The 22,661-nt window shown below is 63.3% G+C and carries 27 protein-coding genes and 2 tRNA genes; 16 read left to right on the top strand and 13 right to left on the bottom strand.

Annotated elements, in window-relative coordinates; genetic code table 11:
• Positions 1-32 precede the first annotated feature (32 nt).
• The 3 genes from ACO055_RS03865 (at position 33) to queE (ending at position 2,009) form a co-directional block, all read left to right on the top strand.
• Entirely contained in the window at positions 33-518 is a 486-nt protein-coding gene (locus tag ACO055_RS03865) for a DUF3617 domain-containing protein (RefSeq protein ID WP_422061286.1), read from the top strand.
• 170 nt (positions 519-688) lie between these two features.
• Positions 689-1,372, top strand: a complete 684-nt coding sequence (gene queC / locus ACO055_RS03860) for a 7-cyano-7-deazaguanine synthase QueC (RefSeq protein ID WP_422061285.1) — start codon at positions 689-691, stop codon at positions 1,370-1,372.
• Between the two features lie 4 nt (positions 1,373-1,376).
• Positions 1,377-2,009: a 7-carboxy-7-deazaguanine synthase gene (gene queE, locus ACO055_RS03855; RefSeq protein WP_422061284.1), complete on the top strand. Its 633-nt coding sequence runs from the start codon at positions 1,377-1,379 to the stop codon at positions 2,007-2,009.
• Between the two features lie 4 nt (positions 2,010-2,013).
• Here queE and ACO055_RS03850 read toward each other — a convergent pair whose 3' ends face one another.
• Positions 2,014-2,349, bottom strand: coding sequence for a hypothetical protein (locus ACO055_RS03850; RefSeq protein WP_422061283.1), 336 nt, complete (start codon positions 2,347-2,349; stop codon positions 2,014-2,016).
• Positions 2,350-2,359: 10 nt separating this feature from the next.
• Entirely contained in the window at positions 2,360-3,013 is a 654-nt protein-coding gene (lipB, locus tag ACO055_RS03845) for a lipoyl(octanoyl) transferase LipB (RefSeq protein ID WP_422061282.1), read from the bottom strand.
• 130 nt (positions 3,014-3,143) lie between these two features.
• Here lipB and ACO055_RS03840 point away from each other — a divergent pair, with 130 nt between their 5' ends.
• Positions 3,144-3,890, top strand: a complete 747-nt coding sequence (locus ACO055_RS03840) for a hypothetical protein (protein ID WP_422061281.1) — start codon at positions 3,144-3,146, stop codon at positions 3,888-3,890.
• 78 nt (positions 3,891-3,968) lie between these two features.
• Complete coding sequence (locus tag ACO055_RS03835; protein WP_422061280.1) at positions 3,969-4,838, top strand: hypothetical protein; 870 nt, start codon at positions 3,969-3,971, stop codon at positions 4,836-4,838.
• 53 nt (positions 4,839-4,891) lie between these two features.
• Here the strand turns inward: ACO055_RS03835 and hemF are convergent, their stop codons facing one another.
• Both hemF and ACO055_RS03825 read right to left on the bottom strand, forming a co-directional pair.
• Positions 4,892-5,752 (bottom strand): oxygen-dependent coproporphyrinogen oxidase, encoded by an 861-nt coding sequence (gene hemF / locus ACO055_RS03830; protein WP_422061279.1) that lies wholly within the window; start codon positions 5,750-5,752, stop codon positions 4,892-4,894.
• Positions 5,749-6,207, bottom strand: coding sequence for a tRNA (cytidine(34)-2'-O)-methyltransferase (locus tag ACO055_RS03825; RefSeq protein WP_422061278.1), 459 nt, complete (start codon positions 6,205-6,207; stop codon positions 5,749-5,751). Before ACO055_RS03825 ends, hemF begins: the two co-directional genes overlap by 4 nt.
• Positions 6,208-6,431: 224 nt before the next feature.
• Here ACO055_RS03825 and petA point away from each other — a divergent pair, with 224 nt between their 5' ends.
• From petA to ACO055_RS03805, 4 genes are read left to right on the top strand one after another with little or no spacing between them, the layout of a single operon-like run.
• Positions 6,432-6,989 (top strand): ubiquinol-cytochrome c reductase iron-sulfur subunit, encoded by a 558-nt coding sequence (petA, locus tag ACO055_RS03820; protein WP_422061277.1) that lies wholly within the window; start codon positions 6,432-6,434, stop codon positions 6,987-6,989.
• A gap of 13 nt (positions 6,990-7,002) precedes the next feature.
• Positions 7,003-8,283, top strand: coding sequence for a cytochrome b (locus tag ACO055_RS03815; RefSeq protein ID WP_422061276.1), 1,281 nt, complete (start codon positions 7,003-7,005; stop codon positions 8,281-8,283).
• Positions 8,284-8,314: 31 nt separating this feature from the next.
• Positions 8,315-9,127 carry a cytochrome c1 gene (locus ACO055_RS03810; protein ID WP_422061275.1) on the top strand — a complete coding sequence of 271 codons (813 nt, stop codon included), beginning with the start codon at positions 8,315-8,317 and terminating at the stop codon, positions 9,125-9,127.
• Positions 9,128-9,153: 26 nt separating this feature from the next.
• Positions 9,154-9,708, top strand: coding sequence for an adenine phosphoribosyltransferase (locus tag ACO055_RS03805; RefSeq protein WP_422061274.1), 555 nt, complete (start codon positions 9,154-9,156; stop codon positions 9,706-9,708).
• 43 nt (positions 9,709-9,751) lie between these two features.
• Here ACO055_RS03805 and ACO055_RS03800 read toward each other — a convergent pair whose 3' ends face one another.
• Positions 9,752-10,288, bottom strand: coding sequence for a hypothetical protein (locus tag ACO055_RS03800; RefSeq protein WP_422061273.1), 537 nt, complete (start codon positions 10,286-10,288; stop codon positions 9,752-9,754).
• 172 nt (positions 10,289-10,460) lie between these two features.
• Positions 10,461-11,228: a DUF1134 domain-containing protein gene (locus ACO055_RS03795; protein WP_422061272.1), complete on the bottom strand. Its 768-nt coding sequence runs from the start codon at positions 11,226-11,228 to the stop codon at positions 10,461-10,463.
• 241 nt (positions 11,229-11,469) lie between these two features.
• Here ACO055_RS03795 and ACO055_RS03790 point away from each other — a divergent pair.
• A tRNA-Ser gene (locus tag ACO055_RS03790) sits at positions 11,470-11,562 on the top strand.
• 7 nt (positions 11,563-11,569) lie between these two features.
• Here the strand turns inward: ACO055_RS03790 and ACO055_RS03785 are convergent.
• A complete protein-coding gene (locus ACO055_RS03785) occupies positions 11,570-11,722 on the bottom strand; it encodes a hypothetical protein (protein ID WP_422061271.1) in 153 nt (50 codons plus the stop codon).
• Between the two features lie 161 nt (positions 11,723-11,883).
• Between ACO055_RS03785 and ACO055_RS03780 the strand changes: the two genes are divergently transcribed.
• Genes ACO055_RS03780 through ACO055_RS03765 form a run of 4 tightly spaced genes read left to right on the top strand, consistent with a single transcriptional unit; the run spans position 11,884 to position 14,872 of the window.
• On the top strand, positions 11,884-12,525 hold the full coding sequence (locus ACO055_RS03780; protein ID WP_422062410.1) for a PepSY-associated TM helix domain-containing protein: 642 nt from the start codon (positions 11,884-11,886) through the stop codon (positions 12,523-12,525).
• Between the two features lie 11 nt (positions 12,526-12,536).
• On the top strand, positions 12,537-13,064 hold the full coding sequence (locus tag ACO055_RS03775; RefSeq protein ID WP_422061270.1) for a DUF2271 domain-containing protein: 528 nt from the start codon (positions 12,537-12,539) through the stop codon (positions 13,062-13,064).
• A 21-nt stretch (positions 13,065-13,085) separates the two neighbouring features.
• Entirely contained in the window at positions 13,086-13,916 is an 831-nt protein-coding gene (locus ACO055_RS03770) for a DUF4198 domain-containing protein (protein WP_422061269.1), read from the top strand.
• Between the two features lie 11 nt (positions 13,917-13,927).
• Positions 13,928-14,872: an FAD:protein FMN transferase gene (locus ACO055_RS03765; protein WP_422061268.1), complete on the top strand. Its 945-nt coding sequence runs from the start codon at positions 13,928-13,930 to the stop codon at positions 14,870-14,872.
• Here ACO055_RS03765 and ACO055_RS03760 read toward each other — a convergent pair.
• The 4 genes from ACO055_RS03760 to ACO055_RS03745 form a co-directional block, all read right to left on the bottom strand.
• Positions 14,869-15,552 carry a Fe2+-dependent dioxygenase gene (locus ACO055_RS03760; RefSeq protein WP_422061267.1) on the bottom strand — a complete coding sequence of 228 codons (684 nt, stop codon included), beginning with the start codon at positions 15,550-15,552 and terminating at the stop codon, positions 14,869-14,871. The two genes, ACO055_RS03765 and ACO055_RS03760, sit on opposite strands and share 4 nt — an antisense overlap.
• 59 nt (positions 15,553-15,611) lie before the next feature.
• Positions 15,612-18,089 carry a TonB-dependent receptor gene (locus ACO055_RS03755; RefSeq protein ID WP_422061266.1) on the bottom strand — a complete coding sequence of 826 codons (2,478 nt, stop codon included), beginning with the start codon at positions 18,087-18,089 and terminating at the stop codon, positions 15,612-15,614.
• A gap of 131 nt (positions 18,090-18,220) precedes the next feature.
• Positions 18,221-18,949, bottom strand: coding sequence for an energy transducer TonB (locus ACO055_RS03750; protein ID WP_422061265.1), 729 nt, complete (start codon positions 18,947-18,949; stop codon positions 18,221-18,223).
• Between the two features lie 10 nt (positions 18,950-18,959).
• A complete protein-coding gene (locus ACO055_RS03745) occupies positions 18,960-19,826 on the bottom strand; it encodes an alpha/beta fold hydrolase (RefSeq protein WP_422061264.1) in 867 nt (288 codons plus the stop codon).
• Between the two features lie 94 nt (positions 19,827-19,920).
• Here ACO055_RS03745 and ACO055_RS03740 point away from each other — a divergent pair, with 94 nt between their 5' ends.
• Positions 19,921-20,712, top strand: coding sequence for an SDR family oxidoreductase (locus ACO055_RS03740; protein ID WP_422061263.1), 792 nt, complete (start codon positions 19,921-19,923; stop codon positions 20,710-20,712).
• Between the two features lie 61 nt (positions 20,713-20,773).
• Entirely contained in the window at positions 20,774-21,871 is a 1,098-nt protein-coding gene (locus ACO055_RS03735) for an acyltransferase family protein (RefSeq protein ID WP_422061262.1), read from the top strand.
• Positions 21,872-22,049: 178 nt separating this feature from the next.
• On the opposite strand, the gene ACO055_RS03730 is transcribed toward ACO055_RS03735, so the two are convergent.
• Positions 22,050-22,124, bottom strand: a tRNA-Val gene (locus ACO055_RS03730).
• Between the two features lie 70 nt (positions 22,125-22,194).
• Complete coding sequence (gene cpdR / locus ACO055_RS03725) at positions 22,195-22,572, bottom strand: cell cycle two-component system response regulator CpdR (RefSeq protein WP_422061261.1); 378 nt, start codon at positions 22,570-22,572, stop codon at positions 22,195-22,197.
• Positions 22,573-22,661 lie beyond the last annotated feature (89 nt).

Genomic DNA, 22,661 nt, shown 5'->3' with positions numbered 1-22,661 from the left:
CAGCCGAGGCGAATGAACGACAGGCGGTTGAAATGACCGCCGCCAGTTGCTACCTCTGGGTGAACGGGGTCGCAATTTTGCCTGGGCAAGGCAGCCGGATGGAAGGTAAAATGGCGATCTTTTCTCCCATTTTTCGAGTTTCCCTGGTCGCGCTTGGTTTGGCCGGCGCGGGCTCTGTGCCCGCACAAGCGCCGTCGCTTGCGATGCTGGATCGGCTGGAAAAGGGCAGTTGGCAACTTCGCGAGCGGGGCAAGGACGCGGTGTTGCAGTCGGTTTGTATCGGCGACGCGCGCCGCTTGATCCAGATCGAGCATCCGCGCGCCAATTGCTCGCGCTATATCATCGAAGATACACCGAACTCGGTGACGGTCCATTACACCTGTCCGGGCGCGGGGCATGGCCGCACGACGATCCGCAGCGAAACCAACCGCCTTGTGCAGATCGATACGCAGGGCATTGCGGAGGGACGGCCCTTCTCGCAGGCCATCGAGGCGCGCCGCGCCGGCGCCTGCTCCTAACCTCTTGTTAACCATTCTTCGCTAGACCGGGATCACGACGCACGGATGTGTGTCCTTCTCCCTAACGGCTTTCGAGCCGAACTGGGCCGTGCAGCAAGTGCCGCGCGGCCCATTTTCTTTGGTGCAGTGCACCACTTGCGCGCCCGTTGATCGGCGCCTATTTGGCGCCGATGCAGCAAGTTTCCGGAAAAACCGTGATCGTCCTTTTGTCGGGCGGGCTCGACTCGATGGTCTGTGCCGGCCTCGTACGCGAAGCGGGCGCGCGGATCGTCGCGTTGACAATCGATTATAACCAGCGCCACCGCGTCGAGCTGGAATCGGCGGCACGGATCGCCGAATATATCGGCGCGGCCGAGCATATCGTGCTGCCGCTCGACCTGCGCCGTTTTGGTGGCTCGGCGCTCACGGCCGATATCGATGTGCCCAAGGATGGGGTTGGAGGGGACGTTCCGGTGACCTATGTGCCCGCGCGTAACCTCATTTTCCTGTCGCTGACGCTCGGGCTGGCCGAAGCACGGCAGGCGCAGGACATCGTCATCGGCGTCAATGCGCTCGACTATTCGGGCTATCCAGACTGCCGCCCCGAATTCATTTCGGGTTTCGAGAAGCTGGCGCGGCTCGCGACGCGTGATGGCGACCAAGGGGTCGACTTCCGCATTCATGCGCCGCTTCAGCATATGACAAAGGCCGACATCGCGGCCGAAGCAGCGCGTCTCGGCATGGACGCGGGGATGAGCTGGTCTTGCTACGATCCGGCGCCGGGCGGACTGCATTGCGGCTATTGCGACAGCTGCCGCCTGCGCAGCAAGGGCTTCGCCGATGCGGGGCTTGCCGATCCGACGCGTTACGCTTGATCCGATGACTTACGCCGTCAAAGAGATTTTCCTGACGCTGCAAGGCGAAGGCGCGCAGGCGGGCCGCCGCGCGGTCTTTTGCCGCTTCGCCGGCTGCAACTTGTGGACAGGGCGCGAGCAGGATCGCGCAACGGCGGTGTGCAAATTCTGCGATACCGATTTTGTCGGGACCAACGGTACGCTTGGCGGAAAATATCGCGACGCGGAGACGCTCGCCAGGGTCATCGCCGAAAGCTGGGGCGAGACCGAGACAGGTCGGTATGTCGTTTTGACCGGTGGCGAGCCGATGCTGCAAGTCGACTCCGAGCTGATCGACGCGCTCCATGCCGAAGGCTTCACCATCGCGATCGAGAGCAACGGCACCATTGCCGTTCCGCGGAGCATCGACTGGATCTGCATCAGCCCGAAGGCGGGAAGCGGACTTGTCCAGACTAGCGGCGACGAACTGAAGCTGGTTTGGCCGCAGCCGGGTAGCGACATCGAACGGCTCGCGGCGCTCGATTTTGCGCATCGGCTGATCCAGCCGCTGGACGATCCCGATGCGGCCGCCAATGTGCAGGCGTGTATCGATTTGGTGATGGCCGATCCGCGCTGGCGCTTGTCGCTCCAGACGCACAAGAGCCTGGGGCTACGTTAAAAGCCTATTCGGCCTTTTTGGCGACCGCGTCAGGAGTCACGGCCTTTTGGCCGCCGGGTGCGGCGATGGCCTCGGGATCATCCGAAGTGGCCTCATTGTCCTCTTCGCTGGTCGACGCGTCCTCCGGCTTGGCCGCTTCTTTCTTCGTGCCGTCATCGGGAACGCTGTTGTCGATCGCGGTGCCATCGCCGGCGCTATCGTCGAGAATGATCATCGAATCGCTGATCGTTCCCGGCTGCACCTCGATCGCGTCGAGCTTGGCAGTCGATTTTCCAGCAGGCTCGCTGTTGCAGGCAGCGAGCATCACAAGGGGCAGGGCGATGAAGTATGTCCGCGTCATGGCGTTGTTCCTAATCGCTCTGCTGTAGCTTGTCGAGAAAGGCGGATGCCGTGTCCGAAAGCGCCTGGTCGACATCGACGAAGGTGGCCGGATTGCCGAGCGCGGCGAGGCTCGTCACCGGAAATTCTGCAATCCCGCATGGGACTATGCCGGTAAAATGCGTCAGGTCGGCGTTCACGTTGAGCGAAAAGCCGTGAAGCGTCACCCATCGCTTCACGCGCACGCCGATCGCGCCGATCTTGGCTTCGCGTCCGTCCGGCGTGTCGGTCCAGATGCCGATGCGGCCATCTGCACGGCGCGCTCGGACGTCGAGGAGCGCGAGCGCATCGATAACCCAGCCTTCGAGCGCCGCGACATAAGCGCGCACGTCGCGGCCGCGGTTTGCTAGGTTGAGCTGCACATACCCGATACGCTGGCCAGGGCCATGATAGGTATAACGCCCGCCGCGCCCCGCATCGAAGACCGGAAAGCGCGGGTCGAGCAGTTCGGCGGGATCGGCGCTGGTGCCCGCTGTGTAGAGCGGCGGATGTTCGAGCAGCCAGAGGCGCTCCTGCCCCATGCCCTCGTGAATAGCGGCGGCGCGCCGCTCCATGTCGGCAAGCGCTGCGGCATAATCGATCAGGCCGCGCGATACGGTCCATTCGGGGGCAGGGAACGATGGCATCGAGCGCTATCTGTCCCCTGCCGCGCCACCGCGCAAGAGGGCGGCGCAATTCTGTAACAAGACTGGACATTACGGCCGAACGAGGTCAGTTTCACCGGAAACCGGGCAAGCAATAAATTACGGGGTATAAATGGCAAAATTCGACATGGGCGCGGCCTGGGACGACACGGTGGCTCTGCTCAAATCGCATACGACGCTGACCGGCACGATTGCTGCGGTATTTCTGTTCCTGCCTTCGCTTGCCGTCGCCTGGTTCGGTCCGACACCGGTCGAACCGCCCGTCGGCGCGACGCTCGATCAGGTCATCGCGACAGTGCGGGAAAATGTCTGGCAGATGCTGCCTTATCAGGTCGTGGTGGGGTTGTTCGCGATGGTCGGGACCTTGGCAATTCTCCGGCTCTGGCTGTCGCGCGCCGCCACGAGCGTGGGGGAGGCCTTGTCCTTCGCGCTGCGGCTTTTGCCGACGCTGATCGTGTTGCAGATACTGGTCGGCATCATCCTTGGCTTCGGTTTCATTCTGCTTATCATTCCCGGGTGTTATTTGGTTGGGCGGTTGGGGCTGATTTCTCCGATCATCTCCGACCGGGGTGTTTACAACCCGCTCGACGCCATCGCCCAGAGCTGGGCCATGACCCGCGGCAATGGCTGGGCGATCTTCTTTTTCCTGTTCCTCGTCACGGTCGTGCTCGTCATCATCCTGATGATCATCACGGGCGTGGTGGGCGTCATCGCGGGGGCGGGGCCCGGCATTGGCCATATCGTGAGCGGCTTTTTCGAATCCGCGGTCGGCGTTGTCGCAACGATGGTGACGATCGCGATCTCGGCCGCGGCCTACCGTCAGCTGGCAACGGGGGCGATCCCCGAGGTATTCGATTGAACAAAAAAGATAAGGCAGGAGGTTGGGTCGCCTGACGTGGAGCCAAGAAGGTCAGGTTCAACAAAAGGGGGAAGTGACATGAAAATGAGTATCGGTGCGGCCTTTTCGGAAACCTTTGCGTTTCTGAAGGCCAATTGGATGCAGATGCTGATCTGGTTCGGCGGTGCGTTGCTCGTGGTCGGCCTGCTCGGCTATCTGATGCTGGGGTCGACCTTCTCCGCCATGGCGATGGCTCCCAATGATCCCACGCTGATCATGGGCGCATTCGGCAAGATCGGCCTGTTCGCTCTGCTCGCCTCAGTCATTCTCTATGGCGTTTGCATGCTGATCTGGCGAGGCGGCATGCACCCCGGCGAAGCGCCGAATCTGGGCTGGGCCTTCCAGGCCGGTCCCGCTTTCGCCTTTGGCATGTTCGTCGTGATGATCGCGGCCTATATCCTGATCTTCGTCGTCATGCTGATTTTCGGGCTGATCTTCGGCGCGGCGCTCGGCGGGGCGGGGGCTTTTTCGCCCGGCGCCCTGGAATCGGGCGCGATCGGTGGCGGAACGATGTTCTTCATGGTCATTCTTTATATCGCGGTCGTCGTCTTCATGCTGTGGGTACAAGGACGTTTCATCGTGGCGGGCCCGGTGATGGCCGATCGCCTGACCCGCAATCCGATCACGGGGCTTAGCGAATCCTGGCGGCTGACCGGCCCGTCGCAGTGGGTGATCGTGGGGTTCTACCTTCTCTTCACGATCCTGCTGTTCGTTTATGTGCTGGTCGTCGGGATGATCGTCGGGGCGATTCTCGGTTCGCTGCTGGGTGGATCGGTGGTCGGCGCGATGATCTCGCTGATCATTTCGGCCGCGCTGATCTATCTGCCGCTGATCATGGTGTCATTCTCGATACCCGTCGGCGTCTATCGTGCGATCTCGCCGAAAGCCGCGGCCGACGTTTTCGCCTGATCAAAGCTAACACATGAAAAAGGGCGCTCCGGTGACGGGGCGCCCTTTTTGTTTCAGCTCCATTTGGCGAGCGGCGGGAGGCTCATCAGAATCGCATCGATATTGCCCCCGGTCTTGAGGCCGAACAACGTGCCGCGGTCGTATACGAGATTGAATTCTGCATAGCGCCCGCGCCAGACCAGCTGTTCGTCGCGTTCGGTGTCGGTGGAGGGCAGGCCCATGCGCCGCCGCACGAGCTGCGGGAAAATGTCGAGAAAGGCCTCGCCGACCGCCTGAGTGAACTGGAAGTTGCGGTCGAACTCGACATCGTCGCCGCATTCGAGGTGGTCATAGAATATGCCGCCGACGCCTCGATGGACGCCGCGATGCGGGATATAGAAATAATCCTCGGCCCATTTCGAATAGCGTTCATAGACGTCGGGACCATAGGGCGCGCACGCGGCGCGTAGCCGCGCGTGAAAGGCGTCGGTGTCTTCCTGATAGGGAATCGGCGGGTTGAGGTCGGCGCCGCCGCCGAACCAGCGCTTCGTCGTCGCGAGGAAGCGTGTGTTCATATGGACAGCCGGAGCATGCGGATTGCTCATATGCGCGACCAGGCTGATGCCCGTGGCGAAAAAGCTGGGGTCATCGCCTGCGCCGTGAATCGACTGGGCAAAATCGGGCGCGAACTCGCCGCCGACGGTCGAGACGTTGACCCCGACCTTTTCGAACACCTTGCCGGTCATCACGCCGCGAACGCCGCCGCCGCCTTCGCCGACGGTCAGGCCCTCGGCTTCGCGGTCCCAAGGCGTATAGCCGAAGCGTGCGTTGCTGCCCGCTTCGCGCTCGATCGCTTCGAATTCGGCGCAGATACGGTCGCGCAGCGATTCGAACCAGGTGCGCGCCTGCTGCTGCTGGTTGTCGAGCGAGATCATGAAGGAAAGCCTTTCGTTTGCCGGAGCGCCTCGGCGAGCGCGATGCCAGCCGCCACCGCGACATTCAAGGATCGAAAGCCCGGCTGCATCGGAATCGCGACCCTGGCGGTCACGACGTCATGGACGTGATGCGGGACGCCCGCGCTCTCTGATCCGAACAGCAGAACGTCGCCCGGCTCGAAAGCGAAGTCGGGGAGCGGTGTCGCACCCGCTGTGGTCAGCAGCACCGTGCGCTGACCGCCGATCTGCGACCATTGGCGGAAGGCGTCCCAGCCGGGATGGCGGCGGACATTGGCGCGTACCGCATAATCCATCCCCGCGCGCTTCAGCGCCGCGTCGCCGAACGGAAAACCGCACGGTTCGATGATATGTGCCGGCGCGCCAAAGCAAGCGGCGGTGCGCAAGATGGTGCCGACATTGCCCGCGATATCGGGCTGAAACAGGGCGATTTCCATGGGCAGGCCATAGCCGCGCTAGTTCAGGGAATCGAGAGGCTTGGCCCCAAGCTGTTCGTACAGCGCGAGAAGCGGAAATTGCCTGTTGGCAAGCCCGGACAGTGCGGCTATCAGGCCCGCAATTCCCGGAGGGGCCGCCGGGCTGCGCCGCTTTGTGCGTGCGCAATTCAGGCGGGCTAATCCTTCGAGAACTATTGTCAGTTCACCCATGCAAGGGCAGTCGAATGGCCAGTGAAACCGATACTACCGCCGGCATCGAAGATGGCGTGCGGCGCCGGGACTTCATCAACATCGCAGCAGTGAGTTTTGCCGGTGTCGGTGCAGCCGCGGTGGTGTTCCCGCTGGTCAATCAGATGAACCCTTCGGCCGACGTGCTCGCGCAGTCGACCACCGAAATCGATATTTCGGCGATCCAGCCCGGGCAGGCGATCAAGACCAGCTGGCGCAAACAGCCGGTTTTCGTCCGTAACCTCGTCCCCGCCGAGATCGCTGCCGCGAAGAAGGTGCCGCTGAGCGATCTGCGCGACCCGCAGACGATCGATGAACGCACCAAGCCCGGCAAGGAAAACTGGCTGATCACGCTTGGCGTCTGCACCCATTTGGGCTGCGTGCCGCTCGGCGCGGCCGAGGGCGAGAATCGTGGCGATTTCGGCGGCTATTTCTGTCCGTGCCACGGCTCGCACTATGACACTGCGGCGCGTATCCGAAAGGGGCCGGCGCCCAAGAATCTGGTGGTGCCGCCTTATGAATTCAACAGCGACACCGTCGTGACGATCGGCTGAGGAGCGAGATAAGATGAGCTTTCCCTGGGCCAAAAACTACGAGCCGCAGCTGCCGCTGATGAAGTATCTGGACGAGAAGCTGCCGTTGCCGCGTCTTGTCTATAATGCGATCGGCGCAGGCTATCCGGTTCCGCGCAACCTCAACTATTTCTGGAACTTCGGCGTCCTCGCCGGTGCCGCGCTGGTCATCCAGATCATCACCGGCATCGTGCTGGCGATGCATTATGCCGCGAACGCCGGTGTGGCCTTCAATTCGGTCGAGCATATCATGCGCGACGTGAATGCCGGCTGGTTCATTCGCTATGCGCATATGAATGGCGCGAGCATGTTCTTCATCGTCGTCTATCTGCACATTTTCCGCGGCCTTTATTACGGTTCGTACAAGGCGCCGCGCGAGATGGTCTGGCTGCTCGGCGTCGTGATTTTCCTTCTCATGATGGCGACCGCCTTCATGGGCTATGTGCTTCCGTGGGGCCAGATGAGCTTCTGGGGCGCGCAGGTGATCACCGGCTTCTTCTCGGCGATTCCGATCGTCGGCGAGCCGGTTCGCCAGTGGCTGCTCGGCGGTTTTGTCCCCGACAATGCGACGCTGAACCGCTTCTTCTCGCTCCACTATCTGCTGCCGTTCGTGATCGCGGGCGTCATCATCCTGCACATCTGGGCGCTGCACATCCCGGGTTCGTCGAACCCGACGGGCATCGAGGTGAAGGACGAACAGGACACCGTCCCGTTCCACCCCTATTACACCGCGAAGGACGGGTTCGGACTGGGCATTTTCCTGCTGCTCTTCGTTGCGCTGACCTTCTTCAGCCCGAACGCTCTCGGTCATGCCGACAATTATATCCCGGCCAACTCGCTGTCGACGCCGGCGCATATCGTCCCCGAATGGTATTTCCTGCCCTTTTACGCGATCCTGAAGGCCTTCACCTTCAACTTCCTGTGGATTGACGCGAAGCTGTGGGGCGTCATCGCGATGTTCGGGTCGATTGCGCTGCTGTTCTTCCTGCCCTGGCTCGACAGCTCGCCGGTCAAGTCATCGACCTATCGGCCGCTGTACCGCTGGTTCTTCTGGGTCCTCGTCGCCGACGTGTTCCTGCTGGGTTGGTGCGGCATGCAGCCGGCCGAGCAGCCCTGGGTGATCCTCAGCCAGCTGGGTGCCATCTATTACTTCGCTCATTTCCTGGTGATTCTGCCGATCGTGTCGCGCATCGAACGTCCGTTGCCGATGCCGAATTCGATCACCGAGGCGGTTCTCGCCAAGCATGCCGACAAATCGTCGGCGGCCACGGCCTGAGCGCCGGACTTTAATAGGAGCTGATACAGCCATGGTTCGTCCGCTCGGTTTTCTCGTCGGTCTTGGTTTCATCACTGCGCTGGTGCTCGCGATTCTCACGACGCCGCTCAAGAATGAAGTCAACGTCGCGCACGAGTTTCACAAGCACCCCAAGCATCTGAAGCTCGCGAGCGACGGATTGATGCCGCACTGGGACAAGGCCCAGTTGCAGCGCGGGATGCAGGTGTACAAGGAAGTTTGCTCGGCTTGCCACAGCCTGCACCTCGTCGCGTTCCGCGACATCGGTGATCTCGGCTATAGCGAAGGCCAGGTGAAGACCTTTGCCAAGGGCTATGACAATATCCCGTCGATCAACCCCGACACCGGCGAACCGGCCACGCGCACGGGGCTGCCGTCGGATTATTTCCCGTCGCCCTATGCGAACGAAACCGCGGCGCGCGCAGCGAACAACAATGCGCTGCCGCCCGACCTGTCGCTGATCACCAAGGCGCGCGAAGGCGGCAAGGACTATGTCTATTCGCTGCTGACCGGCTTCCAGAATCCGCCGGCAAACCTGCCGAAGGAACTGCGTCCGAGCACGGGGCTGCACTACAACCCCTATTTCGCGAACCTCAATCTCGCGATGGCGCCGCCGCTGACCAAGGGTCAGGTGACATTCGCCGACGGTTCGCCGAACACGGTCGAAGCGATGGCCGCCGACGTCAGCGCGTTCCTGGTGTGGACCGCCGAGCCGAAACTGGTGAAGCGCGTGCAAGTGGGCTGGGCAGCCTTCATCTTCCTGCTCATTTTCACCGGCCTGACCTATTTGTCGTACCGCAACATCTGGGCCGACAAGAAGCACTGAGAATCCAGGGGAGGGCGGCCACGACGATGATCGCCCTCCCACCTCAGCCGGACCTCGACCTCGCGTCGCTCGTCCGCACCATCCCGGACTTTCCTAAGCCGGGCATCCAGTTCCGCGACATCACCACCCTGATCGGTGACGCTGCCGGCTTTGCCGAAAGCGTCCGCCGACTCAGCGCCCGCGCCGCCGTCTATCGCCCCGACTATATTGTGGCGGTCGAAGCGCGCGGTTTTCTGTTCGGCGCGGCGATGGCGACGGCGATGGGGCTGGGCGTCGTCCCGGTGCGCAAGGCGGGCAAGCTCCCCGGTGTTACCATCGGCGTCGACTATGAACTCGAATATGGCGTCGACCGGCTCGAACTGCACGAGGGCGCCGTGCTGCCCGGACATCGCGTCATCCTGGTCGACGATCTTCTCGCGACCGGCGGCACGATCCTCGCGGCAGCGGCGTTGATGCGCAATGTCGGCGCAGAGGTCGCGGCAGCGCTGTTCGTGATCGATCTGCCCGATCTTGGCGGGTCGCGGCGGCTCGAAGCGGCGGGCCTCGCGTGCGAGACGCTGATCGCCTTCGAGGGCGATTGACGCGTCGGTCCCTGTCAGGGCCGGATAAGCGCTGGCCCAGCGATCAGAGCACGCGCCAACGCATGGTTTTTCCACGCGGCTTGCGCGTGTAGAGTGCGGCCGCGCCGGCAACGATGATGATGCCGGCCATCTCCTGTATCGACCCCCAATTGAACGACGGCGCTCCCCGACCCAGAAGGTCGTCGAAGTGATGGAACGAGGCGGCGCGCAAAAGCACGAACAGTCCGATGAAGCCGAGACCCATCAACGCCAGTCGCACCATGGCGTGCGCGCGCCGGGTCAGCCACAACACGACAAGTCCAGCCACAGCGGTAGCGACGGTCAATCCGATGATGAAAAGATACTGGATCCGTCGGTGTTCCGGATACCAGCCGTTCGCCTTCGCATTGGCCCGCCCGATCATCGTCAGAAGCGTTTGCAGGTCGAGCAGTTCGTTGATGCCGAGAAAGACCAGCAATACGGCGGTGACTTGCCAGAAGGTGCGCTCACGCGCCTCTCGCCTCAGCGACGCATGCGTTGCTGCCCACGCCGACACGATGGCAGCAAGCAGATAGGCGGTCACGGTCACCCAATCGGCCATGTCCGCGTGCGCGATCGAAGCTTCCCAGTCGTCAATCATCGAACCGCGATCTGAAGCATGAGACGATATCCCCCCGGCGAAGCATAAGGTTCACCAGGGGGTTCGCAATCGATTTGAATACATGGCACGACCCGCGGCGATGATGGGAGATCGCCCGGCCCGCGGTCGCCGCCTAGAACGGTACCCAGTTCTGTTTCTTGCGGAACTTCATATAACCGACGTTCGCACCCAGGCGCGCGCCGACGCCGACGCGGATCGGGATCAGCACCACGTCGCCGCGACGCAGATAGGAGGCGTTGAATCCGCCGATCAGATAAGCGGCGCCTTCGCCCGCCGGATAGCGGCGGTACAGGTCGTTGCTGTCAAAGAGGTTGTAGACGAGGACGAAGGTGTTGCCGGCGTTCGCACCCGCATCGAAGCCGATCGAGGGACCGGTCCAGTAGGCCGGCATCTCGCCCTCGACCTTGTGGAACAATGTTCCCGAACCGTAACGCACGCCCAGGACCAGTGCGCCGCCGGCTTCGCGGCCGACGATATAGGCGTTGGGCTCGCCCTGCTTCTTGAGGATGTCCTCGATGAGACCGGCAAGCCCTTGAGCGCCCTTGCCGAAGACGCCTTCGGCCGCGCCGATCAGATCGTCTTTCTTGTAGGTGCTGCCCGGAGGAGCGGCGTTCACCGCCGCGTCGGTGGTGGCGGTCGTCGTGGCGGCATCGGGCGTTGCCGAATATTGCTGGTCGCCGGTCGCCAGGTCGCTGTCGAGCGCCGGGTCGCTGCTGGCGGGCGCGGGCGGCGGCGTTTCGGGGCGCGGATTGTCGAGGTCGGAATCGATCGCCGCATTGGGATCGACCGACGTCATCTGCGCGCCCGCCGCGACGGGCGAGAGCATCAGGCCGATCGACGCGACGGCCGTGACGGCAAAGGTGGTGAGCGTCTTACGCATTATGTCCCCCAAATCGGTCGGCGCATGGCGCGCCGCGCGGCTTAACCATGACTCCGACAGTGAATCCTCGGCAATGAATGGGCGATGACTTGAGTCGATTTTGCGCCAGACCGAATCATTTTCGCCGCGAGCCGCGCAACAAAGACAGAAAATGGGGCAATGTTTGGCGTTGCGGGTCGCGAAGCGCATGGCTATAGCGACCCGCCTAAGGCCAGCCTGTCGTTAGCGCGACAGACCATGCGGAGACGTGGGTGAGTGGCTGAAACCAACGGTTTGCTAAACCGTCGTACTGGTTAATCCGGTACCGAGGGTTCGAATCCCTCCGTCTCCGCCACTTTCTGTCATCGTCGATCGGGTCGCGGCAGGGTTGCCGTGACCTTCACGCCTCCTTGGCGTTGCAGCGCGGGCGCGCGGCCTTCGCGGGGGCCGGTGATGCGATATTCCTCGATGCCGACATCATCGGCCCGATGGCGCGAAGGGAAGCGCGGCACCATGGCCGGTGCGATGCAGCGGCGCGGCGCGTCACGATGCTCGCCGGGGAGAGAAGGACGGCCCGACTTTGGCTTCGGGAAAAATGCCTGAAATTTCGATTGATTGTTGTAATTGCGAATCGTTCTCGATAATGGCGGGCATCCTTCAGGTAGACCTTCTCCAGATGCATGCACCCCGAACCCAGCGACCGGCGACGAAGAAGAGCCGCAAGGCCTTTTGGCTGAAGCAGCTGCATATGTGGCACTGGATGAGCTCGGCGATCAGCTTGATCGGGCTGCTGCTGTTTGCGATCACCGGTTTCACGCTGAACCATGCCGCCGATATCGAGGCCACGCCGGTCGTCACGCAAGCGTCGGTGCAGATGCCGGCCGCGGTGCTCGGCAAGCTCGGCGCCGATCCCGCGGGCGGCAAGGGCGCGTTGCCGCAGCCGGTCGCAAGCTGGGTCGAGGAGCATTTTCCCGTCAAGGCATCGGGCGTTGCCGAATGGTCCGCCGACGAAGTCTATCTGCCCGCGCCGCGCCCCGGCGGCGACGCGTGGGTCGCGATCGATCGCGCGACGGGCGAGGTATCGAGCGAAGTGACCAGCCGCGGCTGGGTTTCCTACCTCAACGATCTTCACAAGGGCCGCAATTCGGGCGGCGCGTGGAGCCTGTTCATCGATATCTTCGCCTTTGCGTGCCTGATCTTCGCGCTCACCGGACTGGTCCTGCTGTGGCTGCACTCGGCGAAGCGCAAGAGCACCTGGCCGCTCGTTGCGGCGGGGCTCGTCCTTCCCGCGGCTGTCGCGATCATCTTCATCCACTAAGGAGAGCTTTCATGAAGTCCCCATCGCGAACGATCCTGATCGGCGGAACGCTGAGCGCCGCGCTGACGGCGCCCGTCCTTGCCGCGGCTGCGCCGGCCACCATGGACGTCACGGTCACCATCCCGCAGCTGAAGGTCGCCGAATATCACCGGCCCTATATCGCAATCTGGGTCGAGAAAGCCGGCACGCCGCCCAAGACTGTCGCCGTCTGGTACGACGACGACATGCAGAAGAACGAGGGCACCAAATGGCTGCGCGATGTGCGCCAATGGTGGCGCGCGTCGGGCCGCACGATGAAATTCCCTGCAAATGGCCTCTCGGGCGCGACGCGCGCACCGGGCGCCCAGAAGATTTCGTTCAGCCGGGCCCAGCTCGGCGCGACGGCAGCGGGCGAATATACACTTGTGATCGAAGCGGCGCGCGAAGTCGGCGGCCGCGAATTGCTGCGCATTCCGTTCACCTGGCCGGCCAAGGCCGGTGCGGGCGGGCGCGCGGCGGGCAAGACCGAACTGGGCGCCGTTACCGTCGCCTTCCGCTGATTTCTTGAAAGGGCAGGGCTTATGAAGAAGCAGTTTTGGGGTTTCGCGGCGACCGTCGCGCTCGCGGCGATGGTCGCGGTTCCGGCGAGCGCGCACCGTCAGTGGATGATGCCGTCGGCGACCGTTCTGTCGGGCGACGATGTGTGGGTGACGGTCGATGCCGCGGTGTCGAACGACCTCTTCTATTTCGAACACCAGCCGATGCGGCTCGACGCGGTAAAGGCGTGGGCGCCCGACGGCACCGAAGCCACAATCGAGAACAAGTCGACGGGGCGCTATCGCAGCACATTTGACATCCATCTGACGCAGAAGGGGACGTATCGCATCGCGTCGGTCTCCGACATGCTGCTGGGCAGCTATGACCTGAACGGGAAGACCGAGCGCTTGGCGCGCGGCACGACCGCCGCCAACCTTGCCGAGCGTGTTCCCGCGGGCGCGACCAACGTGAAAACGGCTGAAGCGAACAATCGCAACGAGATTTTCGTGACCGTTGGCGAGCCGACGACGACATTGTTCAAGCCGGTGGGCAAGGGGATCGAGCTGGTGCCGGTGACGCATCCGAACGACCTGATCGCGGGCGAAGCGGCCACCTTTCAGTTCCTGCTCGACGGCAAGCCCGCGGCGGATTTGCCGGTCACCGTCATTCCGGGCGGCATCCGCTATCGCGATCAACTCGGCGAACAGCACCTACAGACGGGCGCCGACGGCAAAGTCTCGGTCACCTGGCCCGAAGCCGGAATGTACTGGTTGAACGTCACGACGCCGCAACCCGAAGGGATGACCGAGGGCACGCCGCCGCCGATTGCGAAGCGCGCAAGCTATGTGACGACGCTCGAGGTGCTCGCACCCTGAGCGACCGCATATTGATCCCGCGCGCGCTGACGCCCGCCGCCTTTGCGGCGCGCGCGGCGGGCGCGGATAGCCAGAGCTTTGCGGGCGAGACCATGGGGACGAGCTGGTCGCTGCACGCCGTCTCGGCGCCGCCCGATTCAGGAGCCGGGGTTCAAGCCGCGCTTGACCTTGTCGTTGCGCAGATGAGCCAATGGGAACCTGATTCCGACCTGTCGCGGTTCAACCGGGCACCTGCGGGCGAATGGTGCGCGGTGCCCGCTGAGTTCGCGCATGTCATCGCTGCGGCGGTCGACCTTGCCGAAGCGAGCGGCGGAGCCTTTGATCCTTGCCTCGGCGACCTGACCGAGCGCTGGGGATTCGGCAGCGCCCAATCGGTCGGGGCTGTCGCTGCCGATGCCTTCCTCGTCCAGGGCGCCATCGAACTCGACAGGTCGGCCACGCGCATCCGGCGCAGCGAAGGCGCGAGGCTGGATCTGTCGGGCATCGCCAAAGGCTATGGCGCCGATCTTGCCGCCGAATGGCTGCTGGGGCAGGGCGTGCGGCATTTCCTGATGGAAGTCGGCGGTGAATTGCGCGGCGAAGGCATTCGTCCCGACGGGCAGCCCTGGTGGGTCGATATCGAAATGCCGCCAACTTCTTCAATTCCGTCCTGGCGCCTCGCGCTGCACGACCTGTCGGTCGCGACATCGGGCAATTACCGGCGCGGCTTCACGGTCGATGGCCAATATTATTCGCACAGCTTCGATCCGCGCACCGGGCGCCCGATCGCCAACGGGGTGTCATCGGTGACGGTGCTGCACCGCAGCTGCATGATGGCCGATGGCTGGGCAACAGCGCTGACCGTGCTGGGACCGGACGAGGCGATCGCGCTTGCGGATGCGCAGCAACTCGCGGCATCGATGGTCGTCGGCGATCGGGAGATCAGCTCGCGCGAATGGCGCGCAATGCTGACTTAGCTATCGGCCCAGCGTCGCAGCAGATTGTGATAGACGCCGGTCAGGCGCACGACCGTCTGATCGCCCTGGCCCAGCGCCATCGCCGCACCCTGAACCCCCATATCGAGGTCGAAGAGCAGATTACGCTGGCCCTGGTCGCGTATCATCGACTGGATCCACATGAAGCTGGCGATGCGCGATCCCGACGTTACGGGTTCGACGCGGTGGACGGTGGTCGAGGGATAGAGGACGAGGTGCCCCGCCGGCAGCTTGAGGCCCGGTGCCTCGGTAAAGCCTTCGACGACAAGCCCGCCCCCTTCATAGCTGTCCGGGTCCGCCAGGAAGAGGGTAGCGGAAAGGTCCGCGCGCATCCGGAAGTCGCTGCCGCGGCGCATGCGGATGGCGTTGTCGATATGGTCGCCGAAGGTGTCGCCGCCGGTGTACCGGTTGAAATAGGGCGGGTAGATCTTGAGCGGCAGCGCGGATGCGATGAATAGCGGCGTTCGGCCCAGCGCCTCAAGGACGAAGCGTCCTGCTTCGGCTGCGGTGTCGCCAAATTCGGGGAGCTGCTGGTTCTGCTTCGCGAGCGCCGCCTGCGGGCCCGACGTCTCGTTGCCGTCGGTCCAGTCGGCGGCGTCGATCAGCGAACGGAGTTTAGCAACGCCTGCAGCGTCGAGCACGTCGGGAATGATGCGGATCATACGCGCTTCTATGCCGAAAAGGGCGGGAACGGCAATCGCCGCGCCCGCCCTTCGCTGGATCAGAAGTTGTAGAAGAGGCTGAACACCGCCGAGCGCGATTCGCCGGGGGTCGCCCAGCCGCCGCTGACTGCGCCGCCGCCGACGACGCCGGTGCCGGAAATCGTCGCCGCACCGACATTGTTACGGACGCCGGTGTAATAATCCTCGTCGGTGAAGTTCGACACGTTGAGCTGAGCCACGAGGCCGTTCTTGAAGTCGTATGATACGAAGGCGCGGTGAATCAGGAAGTCGTCGACCATGAACTGCGTGCGCTGCGCGAGGTTACGCTGATTGGTCGCGAACTTGCCCTGGTAGGTCAGGCCGTATCCGATCTGCAGACCGAACGGGAAGACATAGGTGGTGAACAGGCTACCCGAATGCTTCGGGGTCTGGATCAGCCGGTCGCCGCGCTGCGGATCGGGGATGGCGGCATTGTTGCCGCAGCCGGTCGCGCCGGGGGTCCGAAGGCAAAAGTCCGAAACGCTCTGGCGCACATTGCTGTCGAGATAGGTGTAGTTGGCGAACACCGCCCATTCGGGGGTCACATTGCCGGTCAGCCCGATCGCGACGCCATCGACGCGCGATTCGCCGTCGAGAACCTGAAGTGAGTTGGGCTGCGCGGGATCATTCGAGGGCGTGCGGAAATTGCTGCGCTCGTTGCGGAAGAGCGCTGCCGTGAGCAGCAGTTTCCTGTCCGCAAGCTCTGCCTTGGCGCCGACCTCGTAGGTCCGCGCCTTTTCGGGAGCAACCGCGCAAGGATCGGCCGCACCCGTGGCCGGAACGACACCGCAGCCGAGGCGCACGGTTGCCGACGACGGCGTCTTCGCATTGCCATAAGCGGCATAGAGGCTGATGTCATTGGCCGGATGGAACACGGCGCCGAAGCGATAGGAGAAAAGATTCTCGTCGCTGACTTGCGGAACCTGCTGCAGCGCCGTCAGCGGCGTTGTGCCCGGCGGATAGGCGCCAAGCGGGATATTGCGGAATTCGGCGCGGTTCTTTTCGTAGCGCAGGCCAGCGTTCAGCTCGAACATCTCGCCAAGTTCGAGCGTGTCGAACGCATAGGCCGCGACATTATGGCTGTTGCTCCTCGATCGCGCGGTGACGGTGAAATTGACCGGGCCGGCGTATGTCGTGTTCGGATTGGCGAGATTGATCTGTGGCAACACCACGGCTTGACCAAGCGCATTGCGCGCGAGGCTGGCGGTGGTGATGCCATAATCTTCCCAGCTGAGCGATCCGCCGACGACCAGCGTGTTGTGGACGCCGCCCTTCGATCCGCTCGTGATCGTAAAGTCGGTCTGATTGTGTATCAGATTATTGACCTGATCGCGCACCAGTCCGCGCGGGCCATTGGGCTGGAAGAAGCCGGGGGCAACGGTGATCACCAGCGGGTTGGCAGTGGTACGGAATACTCCCGCGGAATCGACGACGTTGGTCAGCGAAACGGTGCAGGCGCTGCCCGTCGTCGCGTTCGCGCTCGATCCGATCGGCTGCTGATTGTTGGCGAGGCAAAAGGTGCCCTGCGGCGCACTCGTCTGGCTATACTGGCCTACACGCTGCCAGCGGGTCAGGTTGCGGACCGAGATGTTGTCATTGAACGCATGGCGGAACGTCGCGGTCAGCCGGTCGACCTTCGTCTTCTGCTTGTCGAGATTGACGATCCCGAAATAGTCGCTGTCGTTGACGCCCGGAAGCGGGCCGTCGTTCACGGTGCTGAGGAAGAAGGGAACGCCATAGATCGGCGTATTGTCGTCATCCTGGTGAAGATAGGCGAGCGTCAGGCTGGTGTCGCTGTCGACGCCGATCGTGATCGACGGCGCGACGCCCCAGCGCTGGTAGGATTCGACGTCGCGGCCCGGGACGTCGTTTTCGTGATACATGGCGTTGAGGCGGACGGCGATCAGGTCGTTGACGCGCCAGTTGCTGTCGACCGAAGCGCGGTAGTAATTATCGGTGCCGACCGCAGCCTGCACCGTCGTCGCGTCGCGCGAGAAGGCGATCTTGCTGACGAGATTGATCGTTCCGCCGACGCTGCCCGATCCGTTGAAGACCGAGTTCGCGCCATTATAGACTTCGATCTGTTGCAGGTTGAAGGGATCGGTGCGGCTGTATTGCGCGCTATCGCGAACCCCGTCGACGGTCAGGTCGTTGTTCGCCGAATAGCCGCGCAGATTGATCGAGTCGCCATAACCGCCGCCGCCTTCACCGGCACCAAAGGTAATGCCGGGGATCGTCGAAAGCGCGTCGCGCAGCGTGAGCAGATTCTGCTGGCGCAGCGTTTCCTGCGAAATAACGGTTACCGTTTGCGGGGTGTCGATGACCGGTGCGGTCGACTTTGGCGATTCCACTTCGGTGGCGAGCGAGCCGGTAACGACAATATCGCTGCGGCTGCCCGGCGCGTCCTGACCGGCGTCGGTTTCGGCGGCGAGCGCGGGTGCGCTGATCAGGCTGCCCACGCAGGAGAGTGCTAGGAACGAGGCGGATGAAGTCTTCACGGATAACCCCCTTTTGGTTTGGTTGTCCGGCCGCTATTGAGAGTCGTTCGCAGTGTCAACAGATATTGATAATCGTTCGCGACAATGTCGCAAATTGTTGCACTCGACAGCCGCCGTGACTGACCCAGAAATTATCGCCGGCTTTCGAGCCACCAGCTCTGGCGCCAGCCAAATGAGCTGGCGATCGGCTCGCCCGCGCCGTTGGTGGCAGGCCTGAAGCGGAAGCGCTCCTCGATCAGGCGGCAGGTTGTCGCGTCGAGCGAAGCGTCGCCGCTCGATCGTGTGACGCGACACCGCGTGACGCGCCCGGTCGGCTCGATGGTAAAGCGTACCTCTACATCGCCGCCGACCTTCGCGCGGCTGGCGTCCCTTGGATAGTCTCGGTCGCGGATCGCGCCGCTTCGCCACGCCGCCTTGGCGCCGCCGCCAGTGCCGTTGCCCGATCCCCCCGCGCCGGTGCCGTCGCCGCGCCCGCCAGCGCCCGATCCGGGGCCGGGGGTGGGGGTGGCACCGGCCGACGCGTCGCTTCCCGCGCCCGGCATCGGGGCGGCGGTGATTGGCGGCGGTCTGGGCGGCGGCAGCTTCGGCTTGGGCGCCATGACAGGCGCCGCCTTCGCAACCTTGTTCGCGGCCGACGCCCTGCCGCTGGCCTTTTCGCTGGCGGCCGTTTGCGGGACTGCCTCCTTGTGCGGCGGTTTCGGCGCGGGCAGGGCGATGGCGCTGATCGCCTCGCTTGCGACGCGGGCAGCGTGAAGGTCGAGACCGCTCATCAGGCCGAGCCCAATGGCGAACGCGACAAGCCAAGCGCCGCCGCCGGCGATCAATCGCTGTCGCCCTGCTATCTGTCCCGTATAGGCCATGCGGCCGCTTTTAGAGGAACGCCTCTAGCGTGGACATGAACCGGTCGAACTGGTCGTGATGCAGCCAGTGACCTGCATTTTCGAATTCGATGACTTTCGCGGTGTTGAAATGCTCGAGGCGTCCGTCACCCTCGGGATTGGAGGCCCAGCTGTCGGCACCATAGAGGAGGAGCGTCGGGCAGGTGATCGCGCGCCACAAGGCTTCGATATCGGCTTGCGGCAGGTCGACGATCGGCCAGACGTTCAGATAATTGTCGAACTTCCAGCTCCAGCTGCCGTCCTCGTTGCGGTTGATGCCGTGGATCGTCAGGTGGCGCGCCTGTTCGGGGGTCAGATAGGCATTTTCGGCAGCCATGCGCGCCAGAGCGTCGTCGAGGGTCGCATAGCGGCGCGGCTGACGCCCGGCCGCCAGACGCTTGTCGTCGATCCATTTGCGGAAGCGGTCGGCAAACGACGTCTCGGTCCGTTCGGCCAGGACCTTGGGCGACGGGCCGAGGCCTTCGATCGAAACGAGCTTCCTGACATTGTCGGGATAGAGGCCGGTGTAGCGGGTCGAAATATTGCCGCCCATCGAATGCGCGACGATCGTCACCGGCGCGAGGTCGAGCTGGTGGATCAGTTGCGCCAGGTCGTAGACAAAGGCGCCCATTTCATAATTGCCGTCGGGCGACCAGGCGCTGTCGCCATGGCCGCGCAGGTCGGGCGCGATCACATGATAGCGGCTGGTCAGCTTTTCGGCGACCCAGTCCCAGCTGCGGCAATGGTCGCGCCCGCCATGGACGAGAAGGAGCGGCGGTGCACCCTGATTGCCCCAGTCGACATAATGGAGCTTCAGCCGCTGCGAGATGAAGCTGTTCGAGGTGGGGCCACTTGCCATCGTCTTTTCCTTGCTGTCTGGTCAGGTTTCAAAAGGCGACCGAATGGCATCCGTCAAGTCCGGTCGGGAACATAGGGAAAGGGACGGCACGCGCATGACAAGTTTTCGGGACAATCTGCTCGCAGGAAAGACGGCGTTCGTTGCAGGCGGGACCAGCGGCATCAACCTGGGCATTGCCAAGCGTTTCGCCGACCTGGGAGCGAAGGTGGCGGTAGCGGGGCGCGATCCCGACAAGGCGCAGCGCGCCGCTGCGGAGATCGGTCACGACGCGATCGGCCTGTCGGGCGACGTCCGCGACTATGCGGCGATTCGCGGCGTGATGGAGACGGTTGCCGACAAGCTGGGGCCGATGGATATCGTGATCTCGGGCGCGGCAGGCAATTTCCTCGCGCCCGTGCTCGGCATGTCGGCGAATGCGTTTCGCACCGTGGTCGACATCGACCTCAACGGGACGTTCAACGTGTTTCGCGGCTGCCACGACCTGCTGAACCGTCCGGGTGCGTCGTTGATCGCGATCACGGCGGGACAGGCGATCAATGCCTCTGCGCTGCAAGCCCATGCCTGCGCCGCGAAAGCCGGGATCAACCAGCTGATCCGCGTCCTTGCGCTCGAATGGGGGCCCGAGGTGCGCGTGAATGGCATTTCGCCGGGGCCGATCGCCGACACCGAGGGCATGAAGCGCCTCGCACCCGACGCCGAAAGCCGCCAGGCGCATTATGATCGCATCGCGATGAAGCGGTGGGGCAAGGTCGAGGAAGTCGCCGAATCGGCGGTGTTTCTTTGCTCGCCGGCTGCTGGCTACATCACCGGCACGATCCTCGACTGCGACGGCGGCAGCCAGATCGGCGACGCGTCGCGCGGTGACCTGATGAAGGGCATGGCCTGAAACAAAGGCCGCCGACCAAACTCCAATTGCGCGCGTCGGGCGCGGGTGATAGCCGACCCGCATGGGGATCGAGCAACCGGGCAGTCGAAATGCCGTAATCGATGGCTGGCGAGGCATCAGCGTGCTGATGGTCATAGTCGGTCATTTCTTCGGATTCCGCGCCAAAGCGCTTTTTCCCGTCGAGGCACTGGATTCTGTCGGTTTGCCATTCGGCACCAAGTCTTTCGCGATCGTCTCGTCGCTTGGCGTTCTCGGCGTCTGCTTCTTTTTCATGATCAGCGGGTATCTGATCACGAGCCTTTTGGTCGCCGAAGAGGAAAAGCGAGGCCGGGTCAGCCTGAAGGCCTTTTACGTCCGTCGCGTCTTCCGGATCATGCCCGCCTTCTACGCCTATGTCCTCGTGGTCTTTCTGCTCGGCCGTGCCGGGCTGATCCTGGTTCCCGACGAAGCCCTGCTCCGCAGCTCGGTCTATGTGTGCAACTTCTCCGGCTTTTCCTGCTCGTGGTGGCTCGCGCACACCTGGAGTCTGGCGGTTGAGGAGCAGTTTTATCTTATTTGGCCGATGATCTTCGCGTTCGCGGCCGTGTGGCGGAGGGCGGCTGCGATAACGATCCTGGCCGCCTTGCTCGTCGCATCGGCATTTTTCGAGCCCCTCAGCGGCTTCACATACATCATGGCGGGCGTTTTCGTGGCGCTTGCGCCGCGTACCCGCGACCGACTTTCGGGCATTGACCGGCGCGTCATCTGGTTGGCACTGGCGCTGCTCGTCGCATTCCCGGTCGCGCCTTCGTCGATCGGCCGCTTCCTGATGCTCGCGCAGCCCTTGATGGTCGCGGTCGTGCTATTCGGCACGCTCTTCGGCGCCCCGGGCGGCATCCTCGACGCAGTGTTGCGCCACCCTTGGCTGTCGAAAATCGGGCTGGTCTCGTACAGCCTCTATCTTTGGCAGCAGCTTTCGCTGGCGCCGGTGATGTGGGGCGGGAAGGCCACCGATGCCGATGCGCTCTATGCGCTGTCGAACGTCGCGCTTGGCCTGGCGTTCATTCCGCTTGCGATCGCGTCCTATCTGTTGATCGAGAAGCCGCTCACCGCGGTGGGGCATCGCATTTCTCGCAAGATATTGGATCAGTCAGGCTCGGCCGTCCGTCGCACCGTCTGAGGGGAGGGGGCGGCGATGAAGGCGCCGCCGGAGTTGCCCGCGGACGTCCGCGATACGCCGCACTGCGGAGAGAGGCGGGTGATGCAACGCCGACCATCACGCCGAATCAAGCCTGGCCGGCCATTGTCGGCAGACATAGAAAGCCCCGCTGTCTCGTTGGAGAAGCGGGGCTTTTTAATGGTGGGCGTGGCAAGGATTGAACTTGCGACCCCTGCGATGTCAACACAGTGCTCTACCACTGAGCTACACGCCCATCCCTTGGGGTGACGCGCCCCTAATCGGCTCCGCGCGGCTTGGCAAGCCCTTCGCGCGAAGATGCATCGTTATTGTTGGCTTGACCGGTCGGCGCGGTCGAACATGGTATCGACCTCGCGAACCAGATCCTTGAGGTGGAAAGGCTTCGACAGCAGCTTCGCCTGCGGGACATTTTCCTCGGCGCGAAGCGACACGGCGGCAAAGCCGGTGATGAACATCACCTGCGTCTGCGGCGCGACCTTGGCAGTATATTGCGCCAGCTCGATCCCGTCCATTTCGGGCATGACGATGTCCGACAGCAGCAGGTCGAACGTCCCCGAATCGATATAGGGGACCGCAGCGGTGCCGCGATCGACCGCCGTCACATGATAGCCCGCGCTGGTCAGCGCCCGCGCCAGATACTCGCGCATCACGTCGTCGTCTTCCGCGAGCAAAATGCGAATCATGTTGAAATACGCCCCCTGGTGTCTTGTAGCGCCGGTTCCGGCAACGCCACTAACATGGTAAAGCCGCTGTATAGCGTCAGAGATTTAAC

It is taken from the genome of Sphingopyxis sp. (assembly GCF_965227415.1).
Lineage (GTDB): Bacteria > Pseudomonadota > Alphaproteobacteria > Sphingomonadales > Sphingomonadaceae > Sphingopyxis.
The sequence above is the reverse complement of the archived record's forward strand: the minus strand, read 5'-3'. Positions and strand labels throughout refer to the sequence as shown.